Source organism: Bradyrhizobium liaoningense, from assembly GCF_018130785.1.
GTDB classification, from domain to species: domain Bacteria; phylum Pseudomonadota; class Alphaproteobacteria; order Rhizobiales; family Xanthobacteraceae; genus Bradyrhizobium; species Bradyrhizobium liaoningense_A.
This window is the reverse complement of sequence record NZ_JAFCJT010000011.1, coordinates 145385-167289: the sequence shown is the minus strand read 5'-3', so window position 1 is coordinate 167289 and position 21905 is coordinate 145385. Positions and strand designations below refer to the sequence as shown.

25 protein-coding genes are annotated in these 21905 nt (G+C 64.9%); 10 read left to right on the top strand and 15 right to left on the bottom strand.

What is annotated here, in order from left to right; all coding sequences use genetic code 11:
- Both JQ627_RS22505 and JQ627_RS22500 read left to right on the top strand, forming a co-directional pair.
- Positions 1-1158: an ABC transporter substrate-binding protein gene (locus tag JQ627_RS22505; RefSeq protein ID WP_249143266.1), complete on the top strand. Its 1158-nt coding sequence runs from the start codon at positions 1-3 to the stop codon at positions 1156-1158.
- Positions 1158-3221, top strand: a complete 2064-nt coding sequence (locus tag JQ627_RS22500; protein WP_212486374.1) for a bifunctional diguanylate cyclase/phosphodiesterase — start codon at positions 1158-1160, stop codon at positions 3219-3221. Before JQ627_RS22505 ends, JQ627_RS22500 begins: the two co-directional genes overlap by 1 nt.
- 11 nt (positions 3222-3232) lie before the next feature.
- Here JQ627_RS22500 and JQ627_RS22495 read toward each other — a convergent pair whose 3' ends face one another.
- The 8 genes from JQ627_RS22495 to JQ627_RS22460 form a co-directional block, all read right to left on the bottom strand.
- The gene (locus JQ627_RS22495; protein ID WP_212486320.1) at positions 3233-3958 is read right to left on the bottom strand and encodes a sulfite exporter TauE/SafE family protein; all 726 of its coding nucleotides are present in this window, start codon (positions 3956-3958) and stop codon (positions 3233-3235) included.
- Positions 3959-4069: 111 nt separating this feature from the next.
- Entirely contained in the window at positions 4070-4516 is a 447-nt protein-coding gene (gene rpiB / locus JQ627_RS22490; protein ID WP_212486319.1) for a ribose 5-phosphate isomerase B, read from the bottom strand.
- Between the two features lie 68 nt (positions 4517-4584).
- The gene (locus JQ627_RS22485; RefSeq protein WP_212486318.1) at positions 4585-5379 is read right to left on the bottom strand and encodes a transporter substrate-binding domain-containing protein; all 795 of its coding nucleotides are present in this window, start codon (positions 5377-5379) and stop codon (positions 4585-4587) included.
- 20 nt (positions 5380-5399) lie between these two features.
- Positions 5400-6158: an amino acid ABC transporter ATP-binding protein gene (locus JQ627_RS22480; RefSeq protein ID WP_212486373.1), complete on the bottom strand. Its 759-nt coding sequence runs from the start codon at positions 6156-6158 to the stop codon at positions 5400-5402.
- A gap of 1 nt (position 6159) precedes the next feature.
- The gene (locus JQ627_RS22475; RefSeq protein WP_212486317.1) at positions 6160-6828 is read right to left on the bottom strand and encodes an amino acid ABC transporter permease; all 669 of its coding nucleotides are present in this window, start codon (positions 6826-6828) and stop codon (positions 6160-6162) included.
- A gap of 7 nt (positions 6829-6835) precedes the next feature.
- Positions 6836-7519, bottom strand: coding sequence for an amino acid ABC transporter permease (locus JQ627_RS22470; RefSeq protein WP_212486316.1), 684 nt, complete (start codon positions 7517-7519; stop codon positions 6836-6838).
- A 10-nt stretch (positions 7520-7529) separates the two neighbouring features.
- Complete coding sequence (locus tag JQ627_RS22465) at positions 7530-8576, bottom strand: NAD(P)-dependent oxidoreductase (RefSeq protein ID WP_283817123.1); 1047 nt, start codon at positions 8574-8576, stop codon at positions 7530-7532.
- Entirely contained in the window at positions 8485-9225 is a 741-nt protein-coding gene (locus JQ627_RS22460; protein ID WP_212486314.1) for a FadR/GntR family transcriptional regulator, read from the bottom strand. Before JQ627_RS22460 ends, JQ627_RS22465 begins: the two co-directional genes overlap by 92 nt.
- A 179-nt stretch (positions 9226-9404) precedes the next feature.
- Between JQ627_RS22460 and JQ627_RS22455 the strand changes: the two genes are divergently transcribed.
- The 3 genes from JQ627_RS22455 to JQ627_RS22445 all read left to right on the top strand — a co-directional run bounded on the left by JQ627_RS22455 (position 9405) and on the right by JQ627_RS22445 (position 11082).
- On the top strand, positions 9405-9722 hold the full coding sequence (locus tag JQ627_RS22455; RefSeq protein ID WP_212486313.1) for a hypothetical protein: 318 nt from the start codon (positions 9405-9407) through the stop codon (positions 9720-9722).
- A gap of 75 nt (positions 9723-9797) precedes the next feature.
- On the top strand, positions 9798-10166 hold the full coding sequence (locus JQ627_RS22450; RefSeq protein WP_212486312.1) for a GFA family protein: 369 nt from the start codon (positions 9798-9800) through the stop codon (positions 10164-10166).
- Positions 10167-10266: 100 nt separating this feature from the next.
- Positions 10267-11082: a hypothetical protein gene (locus JQ627_RS22445; protein WP_212486311.1), complete on the top strand. Its 816-nt coding sequence runs from the start codon at positions 10267-10269 to the stop codon at positions 11080-11082.
- A 121-nt stretch (positions 11083-11203) separates the two neighbouring features.
- Here the strand turns inward: JQ627_RS22445 and JQ627_RS22440 are convergent, their stop codons facing one another.
- The gene (locus tag JQ627_RS22440) at positions 11204-11974 is read right to left on the bottom strand and encodes an exodeoxyribonuclease III (protein ID WP_212486310.1); all 771 of its coding nucleotides are present in this window, start codon (positions 11972-11974) and stop codon (positions 11204-11206) included.
- A gap of 39 nt (positions 11975-12013) precedes the next feature.
- On the opposite strand from JQ627_RS22440, the gene JQ627_RS22435 reads away from it, so the two are divergent.
- The gene (locus JQ627_RS22435; RefSeq protein WP_212486309.1) at positions 12014-12232 is read left to right on the top strand and encodes a cysteine rich repeat-containing protein; all 219 of its coding nucleotides are present in this window, start codon (positions 12014-12016) and stop codon (positions 12230-12232) included.
- Positions 12233-12246: 14 nt separating this feature from the next.
- Here the strand turns inward: JQ627_RS22435 and alr are convergent, their stop codons facing one another.
- Both alr and JQ627_RS22425 read right to left on the bottom strand, forming a co-directional pair.
- On the bottom strand, positions 12247-13524 hold the full coding sequence (alr, locus tag JQ627_RS22430; RefSeq protein ID WP_212486372.1) for an alanine racemase: 1278 nt from the start codon (positions 13522-13524) through the stop codon (positions 12247-12249).
- A gap of 46 nt (positions 13525-13570) precedes the next feature.
- On the bottom strand, positions 13571-15082 hold the full coding sequence (locus JQ627_RS22425) for a replicative DNA helicase (RefSeq protein ID WP_212486308.1): 1512 nt from the start codon (positions 15080-15082) through the stop codon (positions 13571-13573).
- Positions 15083-16138: 1056 nt separating this feature from the next.
- Here JQ627_RS22425 and JQ627_RS22420 point away from each other — a divergent pair.
- From JQ627_RS22420 to JQ627_RS22410, 3 genes are all read left to right on the top strand, one after another.
- Positions 16139-17122 (top strand): hypothetical protein, encoded by a 984-nt coding sequence (locus tag JQ627_RS22420; protein WP_212486307.1) that lies wholly within the window; start codon positions 16139-16141, stop codon positions 17120-17122.
- A gap of 108 nt (positions 17123-17230) precedes the next feature.
- Positions 17231-17827: a TetR/AcrR family transcriptional regulator gene (locus tag JQ627_RS22415; protein WP_212486306.1), complete on the top strand. Its 597-nt coding sequence runs from the start codon at positions 17231-17233 to the stop codon at positions 17825-17827.
- A gap of 11 nt (positions 17828-17838) precedes the next feature.
- A complete protein-coding gene (locus JQ627_RS22410) occupies positions 17839-18306 on the top strand; it encodes a PaaI family thioesterase (protein WP_212486305.1) in 468 nt (155 codons plus the stop codon).
- A 36-nt stretch (positions 18307-18342) separates the two neighbouring features.
- On the opposite strand, the gene rplI is transcribed toward JQ627_RS22410, so the two are convergent.
- The 4 genes from rplI to rpsF all read right to left on the bottom strand — a co-directional run bounded on the left by rplI (position 18343) and on the right by rpsF (position 20852).
- A complete protein-coding gene (gene rplI / locus JQ627_RS22405; RefSeq protein ID WP_212486304.1) occupies positions 18343-18945 on the bottom strand; it encodes a 50S ribosomal protein L9 in 603 nt (200 codons plus the stop codon).
- Positions 18946-18994: 49 nt separating this feature from the next.
- Entirely contained in the window at positions 18995-19972 is a 978-nt protein-coding gene (locus tag JQ627_RS22400) for a DUF2232 domain-containing protein (protein ID WP_212486303.1), read from the bottom strand.
- 128 nt (positions 19973-20100) lie between these two features.
- Entirely contained in the window at positions 20101-20340 is a 240-nt protein-coding gene (gene rpsR / locus JQ627_RS22395; protein WP_007592020.1) for a 30S ribosomal protein S18, read from the bottom strand.
- A gap of 5 nt (positions 20341-20345) precedes the next feature.
- Entirely contained in the window at positions 20346-20852 is a 507-nt protein-coding gene (gene rpsF / locus JQ627_RS22390) for a 30S ribosomal protein S6 (protein WP_014495806.1), read from the bottom strand.
- 346 nt (positions 20853-21198) lie between these two features.
- Between rpsF and JQ627_RS22385 the strand changes: the two genes are divergently transcribed.
- The gene (locus JQ627_RS22385; protein ID WP_212486302.1) at positions 21199-21903 is read left to right on the top strand and encodes a TetR/AcrR family transcriptional regulator C-terminal domain-containing protein; all 705 of its coding nucleotides are present in this window, start codon (positions 21199-21201) and stop codon (positions 21901-21903) included.
- Positions 21904-21905: the final 2 nt, after the last annotated feature.

Sequence of the window (21905 nt, the reverse complement as noted above, 5' to 3'; positions counted from 1 at the left end):
ATGACGGTAGTCTTGCGGATAATGCTCGCTGTGGGCATGGCCTTCGGCGTTCTGATGCCGGTTGGCGGCGCCGTTGCGGCCGACGCCGGGCGTCTCAACATCGTTTTCGTCAACCCCGGCAAGACCGGCGAGGTCTACTGGGACATGGTCGCGCAGACCATGCAGGCCGCGGGCCGCAAGCTCAACGCGCATGTCGAGGTGCTGACCAGTGAGCGGAATTACCGCACCATGCAGGAGCTTGGCCTCGGCGTGGTGGCACGCGCCGACAAGCCGGACTTCCTCATCCTGTCGAACGAGGAATCCGCCGCCGTTCCCATCCTGGAGGCGGCCGAGGCCGCCGGGGTCAAGACGGTGCTGCTCTCGAACACGCTGATCGGCGACGACGCCGCGCGCCTCGGACCGCCCCGGCAAAAGCTCAAGACCTGGCTCGGCGACATCACGACCGATCTCCAGACCGCGGGCGCGCGGATGGCCAATGCCCTGATCGCCACGGCGCGCGCCGAGAAATGGCAGAGCCCGGACGGCAAGATCCATATTCTCGGCGTTGGCGGCGACGAGATCACGCCATCCTCGATCGCCCGCAATGCCGGGCTTCAACTTGCGGTCGCCGCCGCGCCCGACGTGGTGGTGGACCGGATGCTGTTCGCCAACTGGACGCAGTCCGAGGCCGAACAGGTCACGATGAATTATCTGAGCTGGGCTACGCGTAAAGGCATCCGGCCCGCGGGCGTCTGGGCCGGCAACGATCCGATGGCGCTCGGTGCCATCAAGGCCATTTCGACGGCAGGCCTTGTGCCCGGCCAGGATATCCAGGTGGTCGGCCTGAACTGGTCGGAGGACGCGCTGCGCGCGATCAGGGCGGGGCGTCTGCTTCTCACCGACGGCGGGCACTTTCTGCTCGGCGGCTGGTCGATCGTGCTGCTGCGCGACTACGCCGATGGCTGCGATTTCGCGGCGACTTCGCCCCATGTCGAGGTCAAGACATCCGCGATCACGAGCACGAACCTGGTCTCGGTCGGCGACCTCATCAAGAACCGTGCATTCGACCGCATCGATTTCACCCGGTTCAAGGCGAAGGTGGGACGCTGCGGCCAATATGATTTCTCTATCGATGCGCTGATCTCGTCGCTGGCGCCGCTCGAAGGTGCTGCTGAGTGATGCGAAACGCTGACGACATGACCGATCCGAAACGCAACACGCAGGCTGCGCCGTCGCGCTCGGTGGTCCGTGCGATGATCGGGGCGACCGTGCCGGTGCTGCTGGTGGTGCAGCTGCTCGCCTCGGCCGGCGTCGAGGCATCGAGTTTCTGGTCGCAGATCAGGCAGCTCGACGCGCGCATTGCGCGCACGGCCGAGAGCCGCGCCGAGCTGATCGCCGAGCCGCTCTGGAAGATGCGCTACGATCAGGTCACGAGCGTGCTCAACGAGATCATGCACGACGAGACCATCGCCGCGGCGGCCGTTTATGACGACACCGGCGTTGCGATCGCCCGCGTGGTGGCGCGTCCGGCGGACCAGGCGGTATCGGAGGTCTCACGTCCGATCGGCTACAGCAACGGCAACATCGCCGTGCAGGCCGGCCGTATCGCGATTGCCTATTCCTATGCGACGGTCTACGCGGACACGGGTAGCCGGCTGATGTTGCTTCTGGTCGTCGGCCTGCTCGCAACGCTTGCAACGGTGGTCGCGATGCGGATCTCGGCCAACATCTTCATCGGCAAGCCACTCGCCGCGATCATGTCGGCGATCCAGCGCAGCAAGCAGGACGGCCGCGCCTATCCGGCGGATATCAAATCGTCGAACGAATTCGGCCAGCTCGCGCGCGCCTTCAACGCCATGCAGCTCACGACGTCGGGGGCGCTCGACCGGCTCGGGCACATGGCCGCGCACGATCCGCTCACGGGCCTGCCCAACCGGCGCTCGCTGTCCGAGCATCTGGTGACCCTGAGCCGCGATGCCGGTTCGCCGGACTCGCTGATTGCCTTCTGCTTCATCGATCTCGACGACTTCAAGGGCATCAACGACACCTTCGGCCATGACGCCGGCGACAAGTTCCTGGTGCACATCTCCGAGCGCCTTCGTGATGCGGTCGAACCGCAAGACTGGGTCGCCCGGCTCGGCGGCGACGAATTCGTCGTCATCCGCCCCGAGGTCAGCAATGAAGCGACCGCCCAGGCGTTCGCGCGCCAGCTGCTCGATGCGATTTCCGAGCCGATCCGGCTGCACGACAAGCAGGTCGTGCCGCGCGCCAGCATCGGCCTTGCCGTGCGCCGCGCCGGCGATCCCGAGCTGTCGCATTTGCCGGCGCTCGCCGACATCGCGCTCTACCACGCCAAGAGCAAGGCGCCCGGCACTGTCGCCGTGCTCGACGAAGCGCTTCAGCGCGACTATCGCCGCCGGCGGGATCTCGAACTCGCCATTCCCGCAGGCTTCGCCGAGGGGCAGTTCGAGGTCTGGTATCAAAGCCAGGTCGACCTCGAGAGCCAGGCCGTTGTCGGCCTCGAGGCGCTGATCCGCTGGCGCCATCCCGAACTTGGCTTGATCGGTCCCGGCGAATTCCTGCCGCTGATCGAGCGCAGCGGCAACAATGCGCGGCTGACGCGCTATGTGCTCACCGATGCCTGCCGCGCGTTGCAGCGACTGGCGTCCGCCGGCAGGCCGCATATCCGGATCGCGATCAATCTGCCGCCGTCCGAGCTTGCCGACCATTCGCTCGCTGCCGAGCTGCGCGCGACCTGCGCACGCTTCGATGTCGCGGCATCATTGCTGGAGCTCGAGATCACCGAGGGCTCGCTGATCAACAACATCGCCAGCGCATCCGAGACGCTGCACCGCCTGCGGCGCCTTGGTGCCACCATCGCGCTCGATGATTTCGGCACGGGGTACAGCTCGCTCGCCCATCTCAGGCGTTTCCCGCTGGACAAGGTCAAGATCGACAAGGCCTTCATCAGCGAGATCCCTGCCAGCGCGGAAGACAAGGCGATCGTCGGCGTCATCGCCTCGCTTGCCGGAACACTGGGGCTGACGCTTGTCGCGGAAGGCATCGAGCGGGCCGAGCAGGCTGAGGCCATGCGCGAGATGGGCGTGACGCTCGGGCAGGGCTATTTCTATCAGCGGCCGCAGCCTCTCGACGCTGTGCTGCAATGGCTGGAGAAGCAGGCGGCACCCGAGAGCCACGTCCTCGCGGACAGCCCATCGCTCGCGCCCGAATTCGCCGCCTGAGCGCGGCGCGACTACGATTGCGTCGCGTTCCAGAGCATCGAGAGCCCGGCTGCGATCATGATCGCGTCCATCACCAGACGGAACACGTCCGGCTTCAGGTGCAGCACGAAGCGCTTTGCGATGAAGGCGCCCGACATCAGCGAGGAGCCCGCGACCAGGCCCTTGATGAAGACGTCCTGCGTCAGCGCGCCAAAACGTTCGAAGGTCACGGACTTGGCGAAATAGAGGCCGAGCGAGGAGGCCGCCTCGGTGGCGAGGAAAGCGCCTTTGCTGAGCCCGTAAAATAGGAACAGCGGCACGCTGAGCGGGCCGGTCGAGACCACGATGCCGGTGAGGTAGCCGATGACCGCGCCACCGATCGCGAGGTGCCAGAGATTGGCCTTGAGATCGTGCCGCGCCAGCCAGTGCCGCACCGGCACCATCGCAATCAGGAAGATGCCGATGGCGAGATCGACGGCGTGCGAGGGCAGCGCCAGCAGCGTCCGCGCGCCAAGGACCGCAGCCGGAATGCCCGTGACCGAGTAGGCCGCACAGGCGCGCCAGTCGACCTCGCGCCACCACGCCAGAATCCGCGAGAAATTCGCCATCACGGAGGCGACCGCCATGATCGGCACGGCTTCCTTCGGCCCATAGGCGTAGACCAGCACCGGCATCAGCATGATCGACGAGCCCGTGCCGACGATGCCTGAGACGGTGCCGGCGATCAGGCCGACGATGAGGACGAAGAGAAAGGCCAAGATGCTCTCCACGAATCGGGAGAGTTTAGCCGTCGCGAACGATGCGGGCGATTCGTGTTAGGCGAGGGAACCTACGGCCTCCCGCATCGGCATGCCGGTCCGGGCAAGCCGTCAGTCTTGCTCGTCCATGACGCGCAGCTTCTCCACGCGGCGGCGGAAATCCTCGTCGGTGGAGAATTCGGCGGAGAGATAGGACGAGACCAGATCCACCGCGAGCCAGGCGCCGACGATCTGCGCGCCGATGCACATGACGTTGACGTCGTCATGCTCGACGCTCTGATGGGCGGAGTGGATGTCGTGGCAGACCGCGGCGCGGATGCCCTTCATCTTGTTGGCGGCGATCGAGGCACCGACACCGGTGCCGCACACCATGATGCCGCGCGCCGCTTCGCCCGACGTCACCTTCTGCGCCACGGCGCGTGCGATGTCGGGGAAGTCCACCGGCTTGTCGTCATAGGAGCCGACGTCGACGACGTCATGGCCGAGGCTGCGGATGTGATCGATAACGGTCTGCTTGAGCGGCCAGCCGGCGTGGTCGGATCCGATGACGAGACGCATATGATGTCCTTCTTGATTTTGCATTGGCCGTGACAGCCGCTTCGCGGCTGTCACGATTTTCCGTGGTTTCAGCTGCGCATGTCGGGCGGCAGCTCGACCCCGTGGAATTTCTTGTAGATCGCGTTGAGCTTGCCGTTCTTGACGTTCTCGGTGATCCAGGCGTTGAGCTTGTCCATCAGGCGCTGCTCGCCTTTCTTCAGGCCGATCGCGAGGTCGAAGGTCGCCAGCGGAATCCTGGACTCGAACACGCGCGACGGGTTCTTCACCCCGATCTGGTTGATGATCGTCGCGGACGAGGCGACGCAGTCGACCTGGCCGGACACGGCCGCAGTCACCATGGTGGCGTCGTCGTCGTAACGCGAGATCTTGAGATCCTTGTCCTTCATGTTGGACAGGGTGGTGTCCTGCGTGGTGCCGCGCGAGACGCCGATCGGCTTGTCCTTCAGGTCGGGCCAGTCCTTGATGGTCGACGACTTCAGGCAGCCGACGTCGGATTGCAGCGTCGCATAGCGCTTGGTGAAGTCGATGACCTTGGCGCGATCGGGCGTCACCGACAGGGTCGAGATGATGATGTCGGCCTTGCCGGTCAGGATGTTGGGGATGCGCGTCGCGCCGGTGGTCTGGATGAATTCGAGCTCGAGCCCCCAATCCTTGGCGAGCAGCTGGGCCACTTCGACGTCGGAGCCGGTCGCTTTCATGTTGCTATCCATCATGCCCGAGGGCGGGATGGCGACGTCTGTGGAAATGCGGATCTTCTTGGCCTGCGTGATGTCGTCGAGCAGATCGGCCGATGCCGGCGTGGCTGCCATCATGACGAGGCCGAACAGCGCGGCGGCGGTCCCCGGCAGTGTTGTCTTTGTCATCCTTGGTTCTCCTCTCCTTGTTATGATTTTAAGTTTCCAGTGCCCACGAATTGGGTGAGCTCGGGCGTCGTCGGCGACGTCAGGATCGAGGCTGGTCCGGTCTCGTGAACCTTGCCGCGATGCATGAAGACGATCCGGTCGGCGATCCCCTTGGCAAAGCCCATCTCGTGGGTGACCATCACCATGGTCATGCCGTCAGCCGCGAGTTGCTCGATCACCTTCAGCACCTCGGCGGTAAGCTCGGGATCGAGCGCGGAGGTGACCTCGTCGAACAGCATGACTTTCGGCTGCATCGCCAGCGAGCGGGCGATCGCCGCGCGCTGCTGCTGGCCGCCCGAGAGCTGCTCGGGGTAAGCGTGGAGCTTCTCCTCGAGCCCGACCTGCGCGAGCACTTTTCGCGCGAGGTCCCTGGCGCGCGATGTGGCCATGCCCTTCACGGCGCAGGGGGCGAGCGTGATGTTCTGCTCGATGGTGAGATGCGGAAACAGATTGTAGCTCTGGAAGACGATGCCGACGTCCTGGCGCAGCGCGCGCAGATCGACGTCGGGACGGTCTACCCGATGCCCGCAAACCACGATCTCGCCGCCGTCGACCTTCTCGAAGCGGTCGATGCAGCGCAGCGCCGTGCTCTTGCCGGAGCCGGATCGGCCGATCAGCGCCAGCACTTCGCCACGCTCGACGGCAAAGGAGACGCCATCGAGTACGCGGAGCGGGCCAAAGCTCTTCTGCACGTCGCGAAGCGACACGATCGGGTCGGATGAGGAGAGGTTTTGCTGCATGTCAGGCTGGCGCGAGGTTGGACCTGCCACGCCCCATCCGCCGTTCCAGCTTCTGGCTGAACAGCGACAGCGGATAGCACATGGCGAAATAGACGACGGCGATGATGGCGTAGATGGCGAACGGCTCGAACAGCGAGTTGTTGACGATCTGGCCGGAGCGCATCAGTTCGACGAAGCCGACGACGGAAGCGAGCGAGGTGTTCTTGATGATCTGCACCATGAAACCGACGGTCGGCGGCGTCGCGATGCGGATCGCCTGCGGCAGGATCACCTTCATCATGCGTTGGGTCCGGCTCAGCGCCAGCCCTTCGGCGGCTTCCCATTGCGGCTTCGGTACCGACTGGATGCAGCCGCGCCAGATCTCGCCGAGATAGGCGGCAACATAGAGCGTCAGCGAGGCACCGGCGGCAGCCAATGGCGAGACCTTGAGGCCGATCGCCGCAAGGCCGAAATAGCCGAGGAACAGGATGACGAGCAGCGGCGTGCCCTGGATGAGCTGAACGTAGACGGCGCTGGCGATCCGGACCGATTTGAGCGGTGAGATGCGTGCGAGCGCGATCACGAATCCGACGATGCCGCCGCCGATCAGCGCGATCATGGACAGGCCAATCGTCCACAGCGCGCCGTGCCCGAGGAACATCAGATGGTTGATGTTGAGATGTCCGCCCATGGTCATCTCACAACGGTGTGCCGAGCCGGCGCCGGCGCGGAAACAGCACAAGGCCGAGGCCCCAGAAGCCGGCGCGCATCACCAGCGACAGGATGACGTAGAGCACGGCGACGATGATGTAGGTCTCGAACGCCCGGTAGGTGTCCGACTGGATGTAGTTGGCGACGGCGGTGAGCTCCTCGGCCGAGATCTGCGAGCAGACCGAGGAGGCCAGCATCAACAGCACGAACTGGCTGGTCAGCGCCGGATAGACCTTCTCGATCGCCGGCAGCAGGATGATGTGCCAGTAGATCTGGAGGCGCGACAGTGCCAGACCTTCGGCCGCCTCGATCTGTCCGCGCGGGATCGCCTCGAAGCCGGCGCGCATGATCTCGGCGGTGTAGGCGCCGACATTGATCGTCAGCGCGGCCACTGCCACGGTGAAGGCGGAGAATTTCAAGCCGAGGCTGGCGAGGCCGAAATAGACCAGGAAGATCTGCACCAGCAGCGGCGTGTTGCGGATGGTCTCGACATAGACTTTACAAGCCCCGGCGATGAGTGGGCTTCGTGAGCCGCGGCCGACGGCTGCGAGCGTGCCGAACAGGGCGCCGAGCACCGTCGCAAAAGCCGCCAACTCCAGCGTCAGCGCCGCGCCACCGAGAAAACTCGGCCAACGCTCCAGCACTGCGGGAAAGTCGAGTTGGAGGCTCATCGCCGTCGCTTTAGCCTGTGACCTGATTGGTCATGCGGTCGTAGACGCGGAACAGCGCCTGGTTGCCGTTGCTGCCTTCGCCGTGCGCGCGTGCGTCGACATACTGGCTGGTGACGAGCGCGGTGCCGGGCAGCGGCACGCTCAGCGCTTGTGCATGCTCCTGCACCAGGCGGAGGTCCTTGAGCTGCAGATCGATGCGGAAGCCGGCGGATACGTCGCCTGCGATCATCGCAGGGCCGAGCTTGTCGAGCATCCAGGAGGCGGCCGAGCCACCGAGCAGCACCCGGCGTAGCAGATTGAGATCGAGACCCGAAGCGCGACCAAGTGCAAGCGCTTCACAGATCGCCTGGATGTTGATGCCGCAGATCAGCTGATTGCAGAGCTTGACGGTCTGGCCGGCGCCGGACGCGCCGACATGTGTGATGGTCGTGCCCATTGCGCGGAAGAACGGCTCGGCCTTGGCGAACGCGTCCGCATCGCCGCCGGCCATGATCGAGAGCGCAGCGTTCTTGGCGCCCACGGGACCGCCCGAGACCGGCGCGTCGATGAAGCTGACGCCAATTGTTTGCAGGTCGGCATGGATGCGGCGGACCGCGACCGGCGAGATCGTGCTCATGTCGACGATCAGCTTGCCCGGAGGAGGCGACTTCAGGAGGCCCTGTTCGCCGTAGATGGTCGCTTCGACATGGGGCGTGTCGGGCAGCATCGTGATGACGATGTCGGCGCCTTGCGCGGCATCGGCAGGGCTCTTGGCACGAACGGCGCCTTCCTTGACACTGTCGGCAACGGCGACCTCGTTCAGATCGAAGACGCGAACGCTGTGCCCGGCGATCAAGAGGTTGCGCACCATCTCCCGGCCCATCGTGCCGATGCCGATGAAGCCGACGCTGCCCTTGTCATTCCGTCCCATGTTGTCAGTCCGTTTCTTGGTTGATTGGCGTCTTGGTCGATAGGCTCGGTTGCGATCAGCCTGAGGCGCTGGTCTTGTCGATGTCACCGACGACGGCCCGTCGCCGGTATTCGTCGCCAATGGCAAAGTGCTTGCGCAACGTTGCATCTGCACGTTCGGGATCGCGCGCGATGACGGCTTCGAAGATGCGCCGGTGATCGTCGATCAGGTAGGTCTTCATCGACGGGAAGCCCTGCACCAGTTCACGGCGGCTGCGATGCGAATGCGTCAGCAGGCCCGCCATCGAACTGTGGAGGACCGACAGCGTTTCCGAATGCGATGCCACGACGATGGCGCGATGGAATTCGAAGTCGGCCATGCCGCCGGCGTCCGCTTCGTCGATCGTCTCCCCGATCTTCGCGAGCGCGCGCTGCAGGCGTTCGAAATCGGCAATGTTGGCGCGATCGCAGGCGAGCCGGATCGCCTGGCATTCGATCGCGACGCGCGCCTGCATGACGTCGTCGAGCATGTCGGCCTGCTGGGCAAGCGCAAAGGTGAAGAAGTCGTTCAGGACCGAGACGTCCGGCCTGGTCACGACCGTGCCGATGCGGTCGCGGATCTCGACGATGCCGAGTACGGTGAGGGCGCGCAGCGCCTCGCGGACGATCGGTCGGCTGACACCGAGGAGGGTCGCCAGCTCGCGCTCGGAAATCAGGCGGTCGCCGGGCTTCAGCGAGCCCGCAAGCAGGCGTTCGCGCAAGAAGGCGAACACCTTCTCAAACCCTTTTTCGCCTTCGGCGGCCCGCTTCAGCTCCATCCCGGTCTCTTTTGGTCTGATCTTGGTCAGACCAGTAGGATAACCAGACTGGCGACGTCAAGGGCCTTGGTTAACTGGCGGTGTCGCAGGCGTGCCCAATCCGACCGGTTCCCCGGCCTGATCCTTCAAATTTGAAGCGTATTGATCGGAGCGTCCGCCCAAAGAATTTGAGGTCCGCGATGCCCGACCATCACTCCTTTTCCGCGCTCGACCGCCATGCGGTGCTCAGCGGATCCGACAACGGCTTTCCCTGGTACGCCGGCGCGATGCTCGCGGTCGAGGCGAGCGAAGTCGTGCGGCTACGCTGCGAGAAGCTCAGCCATGGCGATGCGGCCGCCGGGCAGGAGGCCATGCTGATGGTCAGCGAGAAGATCGCGGCGGCTTTCGAGGCGGCAGCGAACCTGCTCGCCGGGGCAACGCCAGCGGCCATCGTTCAGCGTTATCGCGAGCACGTCGCCGCGAACGCCAGGCGACTGTCCGCCAACGAGGCTCCATGACGAAATTGGCTGCTGACAGCCTGTTGGCAGCAGGGGCAGTCTACGACCATCTCCTGACAAAACGGGGAGTGGGTCATGCCGATCGAGGCAAGCTGTCATTGCGGTGAAACGGTGTTCGAGGTGACGGAGGCGCCCTCGGGCGTGACGCGCTGCACCTGTTCGCTCTGCGCCAAGCGGGGCGCGCTGTGGGCCTATTACGCGCCGGCGCAGTTTCGCCTGCTGTCACCGCCCGACAACGTCGCGACCTATCTCTGGGGCAGCCGCACGGTCAAACATCATTTTTGCGCCAACTGCGGCTGCGGTACCTACTCGGAGTCGCCGGACTGGTCGACCGGCAAGCCCGATTTCGACAATCCCAAGGTCGCAGTAAACGCGCGCCTGTTCGACGATTTCGATCTAGATGCCGTGCCGGTGAACATGATCGACGGCAAGAATTTGTGGTGAGCATTGAGGGCTCACGCATGTCTCTGCTGCACGCCGGTGCTCTTGAGACCCTTTTGAAAAGCTGATTTGGTTTCAGCCCGAGAAAAAGGGGAGGAAACCCATGATGCGTCTTTTTGCGCGAGTGATGCTCGCAATGTGTCTGGCCGTTGCAGCCGGCTTCAATGCACAGGCGCAGACCAAGCCGAAGGTCACGACATCAGGACCTGACTTCCCCAAGGCTGCGCTGTTCGTCGGCAACAGCTTCTTCTACTACAACAACGGCATGCCCGGGCATCTCTCGTTCATGGAGCGGGCAGCGGATGCCGAGAACAAGGCGGCGTATCGCAACACCATGGCCACGATCGGCGGCTCCGGCCTCGACTGGCACGACATGGACAATCTGCTGCGGCCGGGCGGCATCGGCGCCTATTCCTTCGACGATCAGAACAACGTCGTCTTCAACAAGCCGGGCAGGCAGTTCGATGCCGTCGTGATGATGGATTGCAGCCAGTGTCCGATCCATCCGCAATTGAAGGACGCGTTCACGGCCTTCGCCAAGAAGGACAGCGAGATCGTCCGCGCCCACGGCATGCGGCCGGTGTTTTTCATGTCCTGGGCCTACGCCGACAAGCCTGAGATGACGGAAGCGTTGGCCGAGGCCTATACGCTCGCCGGCAATGCCAATGACGCGCTGGTGATTCCTGCAGGTCTCGCTTTCGCGCGTGTCCGCAAGCTCCAGCCCGAGCTCAATCTCTACGCACCGGACAAGCGGCATCCGAGTCCGGCAGGCACGTATCTCGCAACATGCGTGACGCTCGCCGCGCTGACGGGCCGTTCGCCTGTCGGCAATTCCTACAACATGGGGCTGGATGCGCCGACGGTGGAGCTTCTGCAAAAAGCGGCGTGGGACACTGTGCAGGAATATTACGGGCGCTGATCTGGCATCGTTCCACGATGCGATAGGGTGGGCAAAGGCGCGCTTGCGCCGTGCCCACCATCCGTCTGCATAAGCAAATTTGGTGGGCACGCTTCGCTTTGCCCACCCTACGGCACCTCGCTTATTTCAGCACCACCCACGCCGGCGCGTGATCGCTCGCCCCGTCCTCGCCACGAACCTTCTTGTCGACACCAGCCTTCGCCAGCCGTGAGACCAGAGCAGGGCTGAGCAGCAGATGATCGAGCCGAAGGCCCGCATCGCGCGGCCAGCGGTTTCGCTTGTAATCCCAGAACGTGTAGATGCGCTTGTCCGGATGCTGCTCGCGGATCGCGTCGCACCAGCCTTGTTCGACGAGTGAGGCAAAAGCCGCACGGCTCTTCGGCTGGATCAAGGCGTCCTTGTCCCATGAGCGCGTCGGATAGATGTCGATCTCATCAGGCGCGACGTTGTAGTCGCCGGCGAGCACCACGGGCAGATCCTGCCTGATGAAGGCTTTGGCGTGGCGCTTGAGGCGCGCGAACCAGTCGAGCTTGTAGTCGAATTTCGGTCCCGGTTGCGGATTGCCGTTCGGCAGATAAATGCTGGTGACGATGATTCCGCGCACGGCGGCCTCGATGTAGCGGGCTTCGCGATCATCAGCCTTTCCCGGCAAGCGATCGCGGGTGAGAATGGGCTCGGCATTGCGGGCGAGGATGGCGACGCCGTTCCATGTCTTTTGTCCACACCACACTGCGCCGTAGCCCGCCTTTTCGATCGCGGCTGCCGGAAATTCGCCATCACTTGCCTTCAATTCCTGAAGCGCGACGACATCGGGCTTTGCCGCGCGCATCCATGCCAACAGATTGGGCAGGCGGCGATTGATGTTGTTGATGTTGAATGTCGCAATCTTCATGTAGAGCTACGGCTTCTGCCTTCCGTCACCGGAGATACAATGTCCAAGTTGAACTTTGCTGCTTTCGTCGTCGTTGTCGCGATCTCCGGAGCGGCTTCGGCACAATCGTCCGATACGCGCGGTGCGTGCAAGGCGGACTATGACAAATTCTGCGCCGGCATCGCGCCCGGTGGCGGCAAGGTCATCGCCTGCCTCAACGCCAAGCGCGATCAGCTCAGTGCGTCCTGCAAGACGGCGCTCGACAGCCGGAAGAAGTAAGCGGCCGTTAGCTCTCAGCTCGGCAGCGGCGGCGGGCTCGCCGGCTGCTCGACGGGCGGCGGGGAGGGCGGCTGCTCGGCCGCCTGCACCGGCTCCGGCTTTGCCAGCGGCTCCACCACGTTGCCGCCCTTGTAGACGCGGGCGTGGCGGCGGCCGAGGCTGGTCAGCACCTCGTAGCCGATCGTGCCGAAATGATGCGCCAGCTCGTCGACGGTGATGCCCTCGCCGAGCAGCGTCACCATGTGGCCGCGCCGCGCCGCATTCGGCGGCAGGTCGGTGATGTCGATCGCGATCAGGTCCATCGAAACGCGGCCCGCGATCGGGCAGCGCTTGCCGGCGACGACAACCTCGGCGCCACGAGTGCCGTCATTGGAGCTGGCGGCGCGGAAATAGCCGTCGGCATAGCCGACCGCGATGATCGCGAGCTTGGTCGGGCGACGCGCGGTCCAGGTGCCGCCATAACCGACGCTCTCGCCACGCTCGACATTGCGGATCTGCACGATGCGCGCCTTGAGGTCGGCCACCGGCTGCATCGGATTGTCGGCCTCTGGCGTCGGGTTGACGCCGTAGAGCGCTGCGCCCGGCCGCACCATGTCGAACTGGAACGGCGCGCCGAGGAAGATTCCGGAGGAATTGGCGAGCGCAGCCGGCACGCCGGAAAATTCGCTGGCGATACCGCGGAAGGTTGCCAACTGTTTTGCGTTCACGGGACTGTTGAGCTGCTCGGCCGAAACCAGATGGCTCATCACCAGCGTAATGCCGTGATCGCCGGCGTTGATGCGGGGAATGATGGCCTGCGCCTCTGCGAGCGTCAGCCCGAGCCGGTTCATGCCGGTGTCGATATGGATTGCGGCGCCCCCGCTCCAGCCGGTGCGGCGGCAGAACACGTCCCATTCGGCAAGCTCGTTGAGATCACCGATCACCGGCCGGCAATTGATCTTGGCATAGTGCTCGCCGGTGTTCTGGAAATAGCCGCCGAGGACGTAGATCGTGGCTTCCGGAACGGCTCCGCGCACTGTGCGCGCTTCCTCGATGGTGGCGACGAAGAAGGTCTTGCAGCCGGCCTTGCTCAGGGCGCGCGAGACCTGCGCGGCGCCGCAGCCATAGGCGTCGGCCTTGATCACCGCCGAGCATTCGGCCGGCACAGCCGTCTTCTCGAGCTTGCGCCAGTTGGCGATGATGGCGTCGAGATCGACGGTGAGCACGCCGCCATGGGCGGCGAGCGCGGCAGCTTGATTGGCCTCCGCGGAGAGGAGGCCAGCTTGCGGGATCATTTTCGGGTCGGACGCCATTGTCATGGCGCCGTTTTACGCAAGAGGCAGGTCCGGTTCAAGGAACTCAGTAGTCGTTGCTGCTGCGAGCCGGCAGCTGACTGTCAGGCGCGAGGTCGCCGAACCGCGTGACCGAGGCTTCGAAAGCCAAATCGACGGTGCCTGTCGGGCCGTGGCGCTGCTTGCCGATGATGACTTCGGCCTTGCCGTGCGCAAGGCTCATGTCAAGTTGCCACTTCTCGTGTTCAGGCGTTCCTGGGCGGGGCTCCTTCATCGCGAGGTAATATTCCTCGCGGTAAACGAACAGCACGACGTCGGCGTCCTGCTCGATTGATCCGGATTCGCGCAAGTCGGAGAGCTGCGGCCGCTTGTCGTCGCGGGATTCGACTTGGCGCGAGAGCTGGGACAGCGCGATGACGGGAACGTTGAGTTCCTTCGCCAGCGCCTTCAGGCTGGTCGTGATCTCCGTGATTTCCTGCACGCGGCTGTCGCTGGAGCGCTTGCCCGAGCCCGACAGCAGCTGAATGTAGTCGATCACGAGCAGGTCGAGGCCCTTCTGTCGCTTCAGCCGGCGCGCGCGCGCCATCAGTTGCGCGATCGACAGACCACCAGTCGCGTCGACATAGAACGGCAGCGATTGCAGCTCGATCGAGACCTCCCGGATCTTGTCGAAATCGGCTTCCGAGATGCCGCCGCGGCGGATGTGGGAGGAGGGAACGCCGGTGCGCTCGGCCACGATACGCGTGGCGAGCTGGTCGGCCGACATTTCGCAGGAGAAGAAGCCGATCACGCCGCCATTGGCGGCCTTCATGGTGCCGTCAGCCTGGATCTCAGGAACGTAGGCTTTGGCGACATTGTAGGCGATGTTGGTCGCCAGCGACGTCTTACCCATGCCCGGGCGCCCGGCCACGATGATGAGGTCGGAGTGCTGGAGTCCGCCCATCTTGGTGTCGAGGTCGCGCATGCCCGTCGAGATGCCGGACAGCTTTCCGTCGCGCTGGAACGCCTTGGCCGCGAGATCGACCGCGACCGCCAACGCCTGCGAGAATTTCTGGAAACCGCCGTCATAGCGGCCGGATTCAGCGAGCTCGTAGAGGCGGCGCTCGGCGTCCTCGATCTGCGCCCGCGGCGCGAAATCGACCGGCGCGTCATAGGCGACATTGACCATGTCCTCGCCGATGCCGATCAGGTCGCGCCGCAGCGCCAGATCGTAGATGGTCCGGCCGTAGTCCTGGGCGTTGATGATGGTGGTCGCTTCCGCCGCAAGGCGTGCCAGATATTGCCCGATGGTCATGCCGCCGACATCGGTATCGGCGGGCAGGAACGTCTTCAGGGTCACGGGCGTGGCGATCTTGCCCATCCGGATCAGGCTGCCGGCGGTCTCGTAGATGGTCTGGTGCAGCGGCTCGAAATAATGCTTCGGCTCCAGGAAGTCGGAGACACGGTAGAACGCATCGTTGTTGACCAGGATCGCGCCCAGAAGGCTCTGCTCCGCCTCGATATTATGCGGCGCGCTCCGATAGGCGGGCGTTCCGGGCTCGGGCGCGAGTTTGAGGACGTTCGAATCAGTCAGGGCCATGGTCGAGCGTTAGCAATTTTCTGGGGCGGATGCGGGGCCGGGATAAAGCGCCGCCTCTGGCCAAAGCGGAAGCAAAAGCTAGCCGCTATCAACCGATCATTAAAATGGTGGATGATTAGCAGCCGCAGCACGCGCCGCGCTTGACGGATTTTTGCGGAACTCGCCCGTCCCAGTGGTGGGCCGCAACCGCACCACGGAAAAATCCGGATGACGTGAACCTAATGGATTGGCGCGCAGACGTATCGAGAAGCGCGCGAAATGACGCACGCTGGGAGCTCTGGGCTCGGATTCAGACCAGCAGGAGGTAGATCAGCGCAACCAGGGCCGCTCCGACGCCGGTGGCGATCAGGGCGTAATCGGTGCGGAGGTCGTCCTGCACGTCGAATGAGGTTTGGGTCTGTTTGCTCATGGCGACGGTCTAAGCCTGGCCCGACCAGACTTATGTGAAACAGATCACATCTCCCCGGATTCTTTCGGGGTACCACCCGGAACAGGTGGGCGGGCAGGGGGTTATCTCCCGCCACCAGGGAACGAGGCGAGCGATGCGGCCAGAACGGCAGCACCAGAATTGGCGAAGCGAGGCAGGAAGCCGGCTTTGGCTGTCGGGGCTGATCGCGGCCATGCAACACGCCGAGCGGCCCGAAGTGCGGCGCGAGCCTGTCTCGCCCGAGACCCTCGCGGACCTGCGGGCGCATCTGGCGTTAACGGCCTCTTTCCGAACCTCCGAGATATCGACCCTTCGTCACTAGGATCCATTCCCAGCCAGCTTCAGGCTCGGGTTCGGTGCGCCTTCGCGCGCAGGCAGACGCGCGTCTGCGGCGTCTTGGCTTTGCGACGATGTGCCGCTTCTGACGGGCGGCGCGTCGTCTCATGAGGCCTCCGGCGTTCGAACAAGGTGCAGCGCTATTGCGCTGTGATCACAGCCGTTATTCGAAATCGCTTAATCACATCCTTGCGTGCGGTGGCTGCTTCCATTCGCAGCTCAATCCGTTAAAAGGTGACCCGCCGCCGCGCCGGATCCCGGCTGCGTTCGCGGAATTCAACGGAGATGACGGGATGTCGAGCCGAGCGCTCAGCCTCGCGACGGTATTGCTTCTGATTGGCTTCGGCGCGACCGACGCCGTTCTGGCGCAGGCGACGAACCTCGAGGCGGGCAAGGCGCCATCCCAGCTTTTCGCGCAGACCTGCAATGCCTGCCACAAGAGCCCGCGCGGTCTGTTGAAGACTGTGGCGCCGGGCTCGTTGCCGGGCTTCCTGCGCCAGCACTACACCACCAGCTCCGACATGGCCGGCGTACTCGCGTCCTATCTCGTCTCCAACGGTGCCACCGACACCCGTTACCAGGCCAAGGACGGTAAGGACAAAAAGGACGGCGCCAGGGACAAGGAAGCCAATACAGCTCCGAGCCAGGCGCCGGAACATCAGGGGCGCCGCCAGCGCGCCCAGGACGCCGCCAAGCCGGAAGGCGAGGCTGCCGCTCCCGCGCCCGAGGGCGCGCGGCAGAAGCGCGCGGCACGGCCACCCGAGGAGGGATCGAAGGAAGGTGCGAAGCCCGAGGGCCAGGCAGCGCCCGAGGGACGCAAAGGTAAGCGTCGCGGCAAGCCCGGGACCGAGGAAGCACCGAAGGTCGACGCCGCCGCGCCGGCCACTGAAGACAAGAAGAGCGAGCCGAAGCCCGAGTCCAAGCCCGACACGGCCAAGGTCGAGTCCGGCCGTGACGAGGCGAAGCCCGAGAACAAGCCGGCAGAGAACCCCGCTGAGGCCAGGCCGGAAAGTGCCAAGGTCGAGCCGCGCAGCAGCGATACTCCGGCGCTGCGGCCCGATCCGGTGCCGCAGGTGACACCGGCTGCACCCGCTGCCGCGAAGCCCGCCGAGCCCAAGCCCGAGTCCAAGCCGGTGGAAGAGGCCGCTCCCAAGCCGGCCGCGAGCGCCGAACCGGCAGCAAGGCCGCAGGAGCCGGCACCGCCCGCGACCGCTGCGGCCCCGCCCGCAGCGTCAGGCGACTCGTCCGGTCCGCCGACGCCGCCGATTTCGCGATAAGCGAGCCAGAGTTTCCGTCGATTTGCGAAGGCCGCAGGCATCGCGGCCTTCGCATCGTCTTGACCACAATTAGAGTGTTACTCTAGAGTAGTGCTCTAGGAGGCGTCGATGACGACGAGCGTGCGTGAGGACCTGTTGGCGGCCGGGCTTTTCGTGTTCGACCGCGTCGGCTTCGAAGCTGCCACGGTGGCTGCGATCCGCGCCAGGGCGCGCGCCTCCAACGGCAGCTTCTTTCATGTCTTCGGATCGAAAAAGGAACTGGCGGGTGCGCTGTTCCTGGAGGTGCTGCGGCACTATCACGCCGCAGTGCTGGCCGCGCTCGATCCGATGCCCAATGCCGGGCAGGGCATCGATCGCCTGATCCGGGCCCATCTCGACTGGGTGGTGTCGAGCCGGCGCGAGGCACGCTACCTCTTCGAGATATCGCGCAGCGAATGGGGTGAGGACGTCCGCGACGCCCAGCGCGCGCAGAATGCGCGCCTTGCCGAGGGCATCGAGCGCTGGCGCGCGCCACTGGTTGCCGGCGGCGAGCTCTTGCCGATGACGCCGGTGATGTTCGTCAGCCAGCTCATCGGTCCTGCCCAGATCTTCTGCCGCGCCTTTCTCTCGGGACGTGACCGCGCCGATCCGCGCAGCGAAGCCGATTCGCTGATCGCCTGCGCGATCCGCGCCCTGGTCCCGCCAGATCGCATCAGGAAACAATGAGGAGAGGTGTCATGCGAGCCGAAGCAGATCCCGAATTCGCAGCCGTAGCCGAGCGCATCCACGCCAATGTCGGCCGGCAGGGTTTCATGAATCTGGTGGGCGCCGAGCTCTCGGAATTGTCGCGCGGCACCTGCACCATTGCGGTCGAGCGCCGGCCCGAGCTGCTCCAGCAGCACGGCTTCTTCCACGGCGGTGTCACCGCCTTTTTGGTGGACAACGCCACGACGATCGCGGCGGCGACATCGCGCGGCCAGCCGGCGCTGACGGCGGAATACAAGCTCAATCTGTTGTCGCCGGCGGTCGGTGAGAAGCTGATCTGCCGAGCCAGGGTGATCAAGCCGGGTCGCCAGGTCTCGGTGGTCGCGGCCGACGTTTTCTGCGTCAGCGACGGCGTCGAGAAGCACACGGCAACGGCGCTCGCCTCGATCGCGATGCTGAGCGAGGACGTCGGCGCCAAAACGAAAAGCCCGGCCGCTTGAGGCGGCCGGGCTGCGCAACCTGCGCGAACGCGGGTCTTACTTCTCGGTCTCTTCCGCAGCCGGCGCCGGCTCGTCGTCGTGCTGGGCTTCCGGATCGAAGAACTCACCGGCGGCGGCGATTGCCTCGGCGGCCGCATCGCGGTCCTCATTGCGGGTCGAGATGTCCTCGCCGCGGTTGATGCGCTCGGCTTCGTCCTGGCTGCGCGCAACCGTGATGCTGACCTCGACCTCGACCTCGGGGTGAACCGCGACGGTGATGGTGTGCTTGCCGATGGTCTTGATCGGTGCGTCGAGCTGCACCTGCGGGCGGGCCAGCGAAACGCCGTCGGCTTCGAACGCCATGACGACGTCACGCACGGTGACCGAGCCGAACAACTGGCCGGCTTCCGAGGCCTGACGGATCACGATGATGTTCTTGCCCTCGATCTTCTCGGCGATCTTGGACGCCTCGCCCTTGGACTGGAGGTTGCGAGCCTCGAGCTCGGCCTTCATGCCGTCGTACTTGGCGCGGTTGTCGGCGGTGGCGCGCAGCGCCTTGCCGCGCTTGAGCAGGAAATTGCGGGCATAGCCGTCGCGAACCTTCACGACTTCGCCCATCTGGCCGAGCTTGCTCACGCGTTCCAGCAAAATGACTTCCATATTCGTTCTCCTTTGAAGTGTTGGGTGAGTTGGATTTTCGAACTTGAACTTAAGAGGTCGGCAGCGGCGGTGGCTGGCGGCTGCGCAGGAAGCGCTCGCGGAAGCCGAACACGGCATCCGCAAGGCCCAGGATCACCATCGCGAGGACCGGCCAGCCGAACACCACGACGACGGCATAGGTCGAGCCGAGCCAGAAGGTGCGGCTCTTCAGCGCCAGCGTCAGCGTATGCAGCACGGCAAAACCGGTCAGCGCATAGCCCATCATCAGCGCCGCCGTCGTGATCTGCGCGACGATCGCGAGCAACCCGCCGGTGAAGCAGAAGGCGACCGCGATGCAGAGCGCCACCAGCGTCATCGGCGGCAGCTCGGCCGTCATCATGTCCGGCCAGGGACGCCGCAGGCGACCCGACGTCGCCGTTACCTTGGCGCTGAGCCAGAGATTGAGGGTGAGCGTCATCATCGCGACGATGGTGGCGGCGGCCGGTGCGATGCGCACCAGCGCGTCGACGAACTGACCGGCTTCGCCCGATGTCTGCGGGTCGGTGGCGCGGAGCAGGCGCATCAGACCGCGCCGCAGCGTGCCGATGATGGTCTCGGCATCGGTGCCGAGCGTGAGCAGGGCGGCGATCGTGGTCAGCACGGCGAAGCCCGCGATCCACAGCAGGATGCGGCCGACCGGATACCATTCGAGCTCGGGCTCGGCCGGCGGCTCGGTGGCGGCTTCCGGCGCGACGGGGCCAACCCGCCGGCTGAGCAGGACGAGATGACCGAGCCACCACGCCGGCAGCGCGACGGTGACGGCAAAGGCGATGCAGTAGGGCAGGCCGAACAGGGCGCCGAGGCCGACCGCAGCGGCGATGCCGCCGAGGCTCGCGCAAAGCGGCCCCCAGCCGATCGAGGCGACCATCAGTGGCAGCGGTGCGAGATAGAACAGGACAAGCGAGATCAGCGCGCCCGACACGATCGAGGCGAACATCAGGGCCGACGCAGCGCCGGCGATCAGGGCTATCAGTCCAAAAGCCATCATCAGCTGTCCCGCTCCTTTCGAGCGGTTAGAGGCATCTCGCCCCAACCATCGGCGACCGGACGACCCGGAAGCCTTATGAAACCAAAAAAGTGCGGCCGGCGGCAATGTCGCCGCCGGCCGAATTCGTCTTAGCGAATGACGTAGGGCAGCAGGCCCAGGAAGCGCGCGCGCTTGATGGCGCGGGCGAGCTCACGCTGCTTCTTGGCCGACACCGCGGTGATGCGGCTCGGCACGATCTTGCCGCGCTCGGAGACGTAGCGCATCAAGAGCTTGGAGTCCTTGTAGTCGATCTTCGGAGCATTTGCGCCCGTGAACGGGCAGCTCTTGCGGCGACGGAAAAACGGACGGCGTGCACCAGCTTCAGCCATTGATCTTACTCCGCATCCGGCGTTGTGGTTTCAGCTTCGTCACGCGGACGGCGCGGACCGCGGTCACCGCGGAAGCCACCACCGTCGCGATCGCCGCCACGGAAACCGCCCTCGCGGTCGCCACGGAAGCCACCGCCTTCGCGATCGCCGCGGAAGCCGCCGCCACGGTCGTCACGCTCGCGGTCACGGTCGGCCTTGCGCATCATCGCTGACGGGCCTTCCTCGAGCTCCTCGACGCGGACGCTGAGATAGCGGATCACGTCTTCGCTGATGCGCTCCTGGCGCTCGATCTCGGCGATCGCCGCGGACGGCGCGTCGATGTTGAGCAGCACGAAGTGCGCCTTGCGGTTCTTGTTCATGCGGTAGGTGAGGGAGCGAACGCCCCAATTCTCGGTCTTGGTGACCTTGCCGCCGAGACCCTCGACGATGCCGGTCATCTGCGCAGTCAGCTCTTCGACCTGCTGCGTGCTCGCGTCCTGGCGCGCGAGAAAAACATGCTCATAGAGAGCCATTGTCGTCCTTTCCTCGTGTTGGCGCATCGCCCGGCGTCAAGCCCTTAAGAGACCTTCGGAAAGGACTCTGGGATTAAGCTCAGAAGGCGGAAACACGGGACGACGGGCCGACTGGCCCTGCCACACCAAAATCACGAATGATTTGCTGAGACCGTCCGTTCAGCTCCCGGCCGGGGTCTGCGGATGGCGCGCTTATACGGATTTTGGCCGGCATTGCAAGGTTGCGGGCAGCGGTTTCGGCCCCGGACGGCCCCGGTGCGGGGTGGCGCGACCGGTCCTTTCGTACCACACCAGCTTGATTTATTTGTTTGTATAGCATACAAATAAATCAACGGAGAGGATCCCAATGGCTGAAAAGTCGGTCCATGAGCCGTTTGAGGCCGCTGGCGACCCCAAGCATGCTGTGCGCGCCACGCGCTCGGCCGGTCGCAAGATGCGGTCAATGCTGCTGGACGCGGCGAGCCCACTGTTTCGGGAGCGAGGGCTGTCGGGCACGGCAATCACCGACATCGCGGCCGCCGCGGACGCGTTTCCGAGCCAGATCACCTATTACTTCCGCACCAAGGAGGCGCTGTTCGTCGAATGCGCCTGCCGCGAACTCCTGTATCTGGCGCGGTCGACGGAGCAGGCGGCGCTGAAAGCGCGCACGCCGCGGGAATACACCCATGCGCTGGCCGAGACCGTGACGGCGAGCGATTCGGTCGCCTTCTTCGCCGAGGCGCTGACGCTGACGCGGCGGCGCCAGGATCTTGCTCCGCTGGTCGAGCGCACCATCGAGCGCTTGCACAGTGAAGGCGCACGCGCCTATGCGAGCCAGGTCGCGCGGCACGGCTGGCGCTCCCTGCGCGCGCCCGACGAAAGCTCGCGGCGGTTCTGGGCCGTCGCCATCGGCGTCATCCTCGAGGGCTACGCCATGGGCCGGTCGCCGGATGAATTATGCGACGAGATGCTGCGTGTCCTCGGCGAGCAGGCGAAATCAGCGAGCGACACCGCGCGGCTCCGTCTGGTCGACGAGCGCGACGCATCAGGCAATTCGAATGAGGAGGGTTAGGC

What these genes read in the sequence shown, in the direction of transcription:
- JQ627_RS22505 (WP_249143266.1), top strand. Translation starts at nt 1, where the DNA reads ATGACGGTAGTCTTGCGGATAATGCTCGCTGTGGGCATGGCCTTCGGC.
- JQ627_RS22500 (WP_212486374.1), top strand. Translation starts at nt 1,158, where the DNA reads ATGCGAAACGCTGACGACATGACCGATCCGAAACGCAACACGCAGGCT.
- rpiB (WP_212486319.1), bottom strand. Translation starts at nt 4,516, where the DNA reads ATGCGTCTCGTCATCGGATCCGACCACGCCGGCTGGCCGCTCAAGCAG.
- JQ627_RS22485 (WP_212486318.1), bottom strand. Translation starts at nt 5,379, where the DNA reads ATGACAAAGACAACACTGCCGGGGACCGCCGCCGCGCTGTTCGGCCTC.
- JQ627_RS22480 (WP_212486373.1), bottom strand. Translation starts at nt 6,158, where the DNA reads ATGCAGCAAAACCTCTCCTCATCCGACCCGATCGTGTCGCTTCGCGAC.
- JQ627_RS22475 (WP_212486317.1), bottom strand. Translation starts at nt 6,828, where the DNA reads ATGGGCGGACATCTCAACATCAACCATCTGATGTTCCTCGGGCACGGC.
- JQ627_RS22470 (WP_212486316.1), bottom strand. Translation starts at nt 7,519, where the DNA reads ATGAGCCTCCAACTCGACTTTCCCGCAGTGCTGGAGCGTTGGCCGAGT.
- JQ627_RS22465 (WP_283817123.1), bottom strand. Translation starts at nt 8,576, where the DNA reads ATGCAACGTTGCGCAAGCACTTTGCCATTGGCGACGAATACCGGCGAC.
- JQ627_RS22460 (WP_212486314.1), bottom strand. Translation starts at nt 9,225, where the DNA reads ATGGAGCTGAAGCGGGCCGCCGAAGGCGAAAAAGGGTTTGAGAAGGTG.
- JQ627_RS22455 (WP_212486313.1), top strand. Translation starts at nt 9,405, where the DNA reads ATGCCCGACCATCACTCCTTTTCCGCGCTCGACCGCCATGCGGTGCTC.
- JQ627_RS22450 (WP_212486312.1), top strand. Translation starts at nt 9,798, where the DNA reads ATGCCGATCGAGGCAAGCTGTCATTGCGGTGAAACGGTGTTCGAGGTG.
- JQ627_RS22445 (WP_212486311.1), top strand. Translation starts at nt 10,267, where the DNA reads ATGATGCGTCTTTTTGCGCGAGTGATGCTCGCAATGTGTCTGGCCGTT.
- JQ627_RS22440 (WP_212486310.1), bottom strand. Translation starts at nt 11,974, where the DNA reads ATGAAGATTGCGACATTCAACATCAACAACATCAATCGCCGCCTGCCC.
- JQ627_RS22435 (WP_212486309.1), top strand. Translation starts at nt 12,014, where the DNA reads ATGTCCAAGTTGAACTTTGCTGCTTTCGTCGTCGTTGTCGCGATCTCC.
- alr (WP_212486372.1), bottom strand. Translation starts at nt 13,524, where the DNA reads ATGGCGTCCGACCCGAAAATGATCCCGCAAGCTGGCCTCCTCTCCGCG.
- JQ627_RS22425 (WP_212486308.1), bottom strand. Translation starts at nt 15,082, where the DNA reads ATGGCCCTGACTGATTCGAACGTCCTCAAACTCGCGCCCGAGCCCGGA.
- JQ627_RS22420 (WP_212486307.1), top strand. Translation starts at nt 16,139, where the DNA reads ATGTCGAGCCGAGCGCTCAGCCTCGCGACGGTATTGCTTCTGATTGGC.
- JQ627_RS22415 (WP_212486306.1), top strand. Translation starts at nt 17,231, where the DNA reads ATGACGACGAGCGTGCGTGAGGACCTGTTGGCGGCCGGGCTTTTCGTG.
- JQ627_RS22410 (WP_212486305.1), top strand. Translation starts at nt 17,839, where the DNA reads ATGCGAGCCGAAGCAGATCCCGAATTCGCAGCCGTAGCCGAGCGCATC.
- rplI (WP_212486304.1), bottom strand. Translation starts at nt 18,945, where the DNA reads ATGGAAGTCATTTTGCTGGAACGCGTGAGCAAGCTCGGCCAGATGGGC.
- JQ627_RS22400 (WP_212486303.1), bottom strand. Translation starts at nt 19,972, where the DNA reads ATGATGGCTTTTGGACTGATAGCCCTGATCGCCGGCGCTGCGTCGGCC.
- rpsR (WP_007592020.1), bottom strand. Translation starts at nt 20,340, where the DNA reads ATGGCTGAAGCTGGTGCACGCCGTCCGTTTTTCCGTCGCCGCAAGAGC.
- rpsF (WP_014495806.1), bottom strand. Translation starts at nt 20,852, where the DNA reads ATGGCTCTCTATGAGCATGTTTTTCTCGCGCGCCAGGACGCGAGCACG.
- JQ627_RS22385 (WP_212486302.1), top strand. Translation starts at nt 21,199, where the DNA reads ATGGCTGAAAAGTCGGTCCATGAGCCGTTTGAGGCCGCTGGCGACCCC.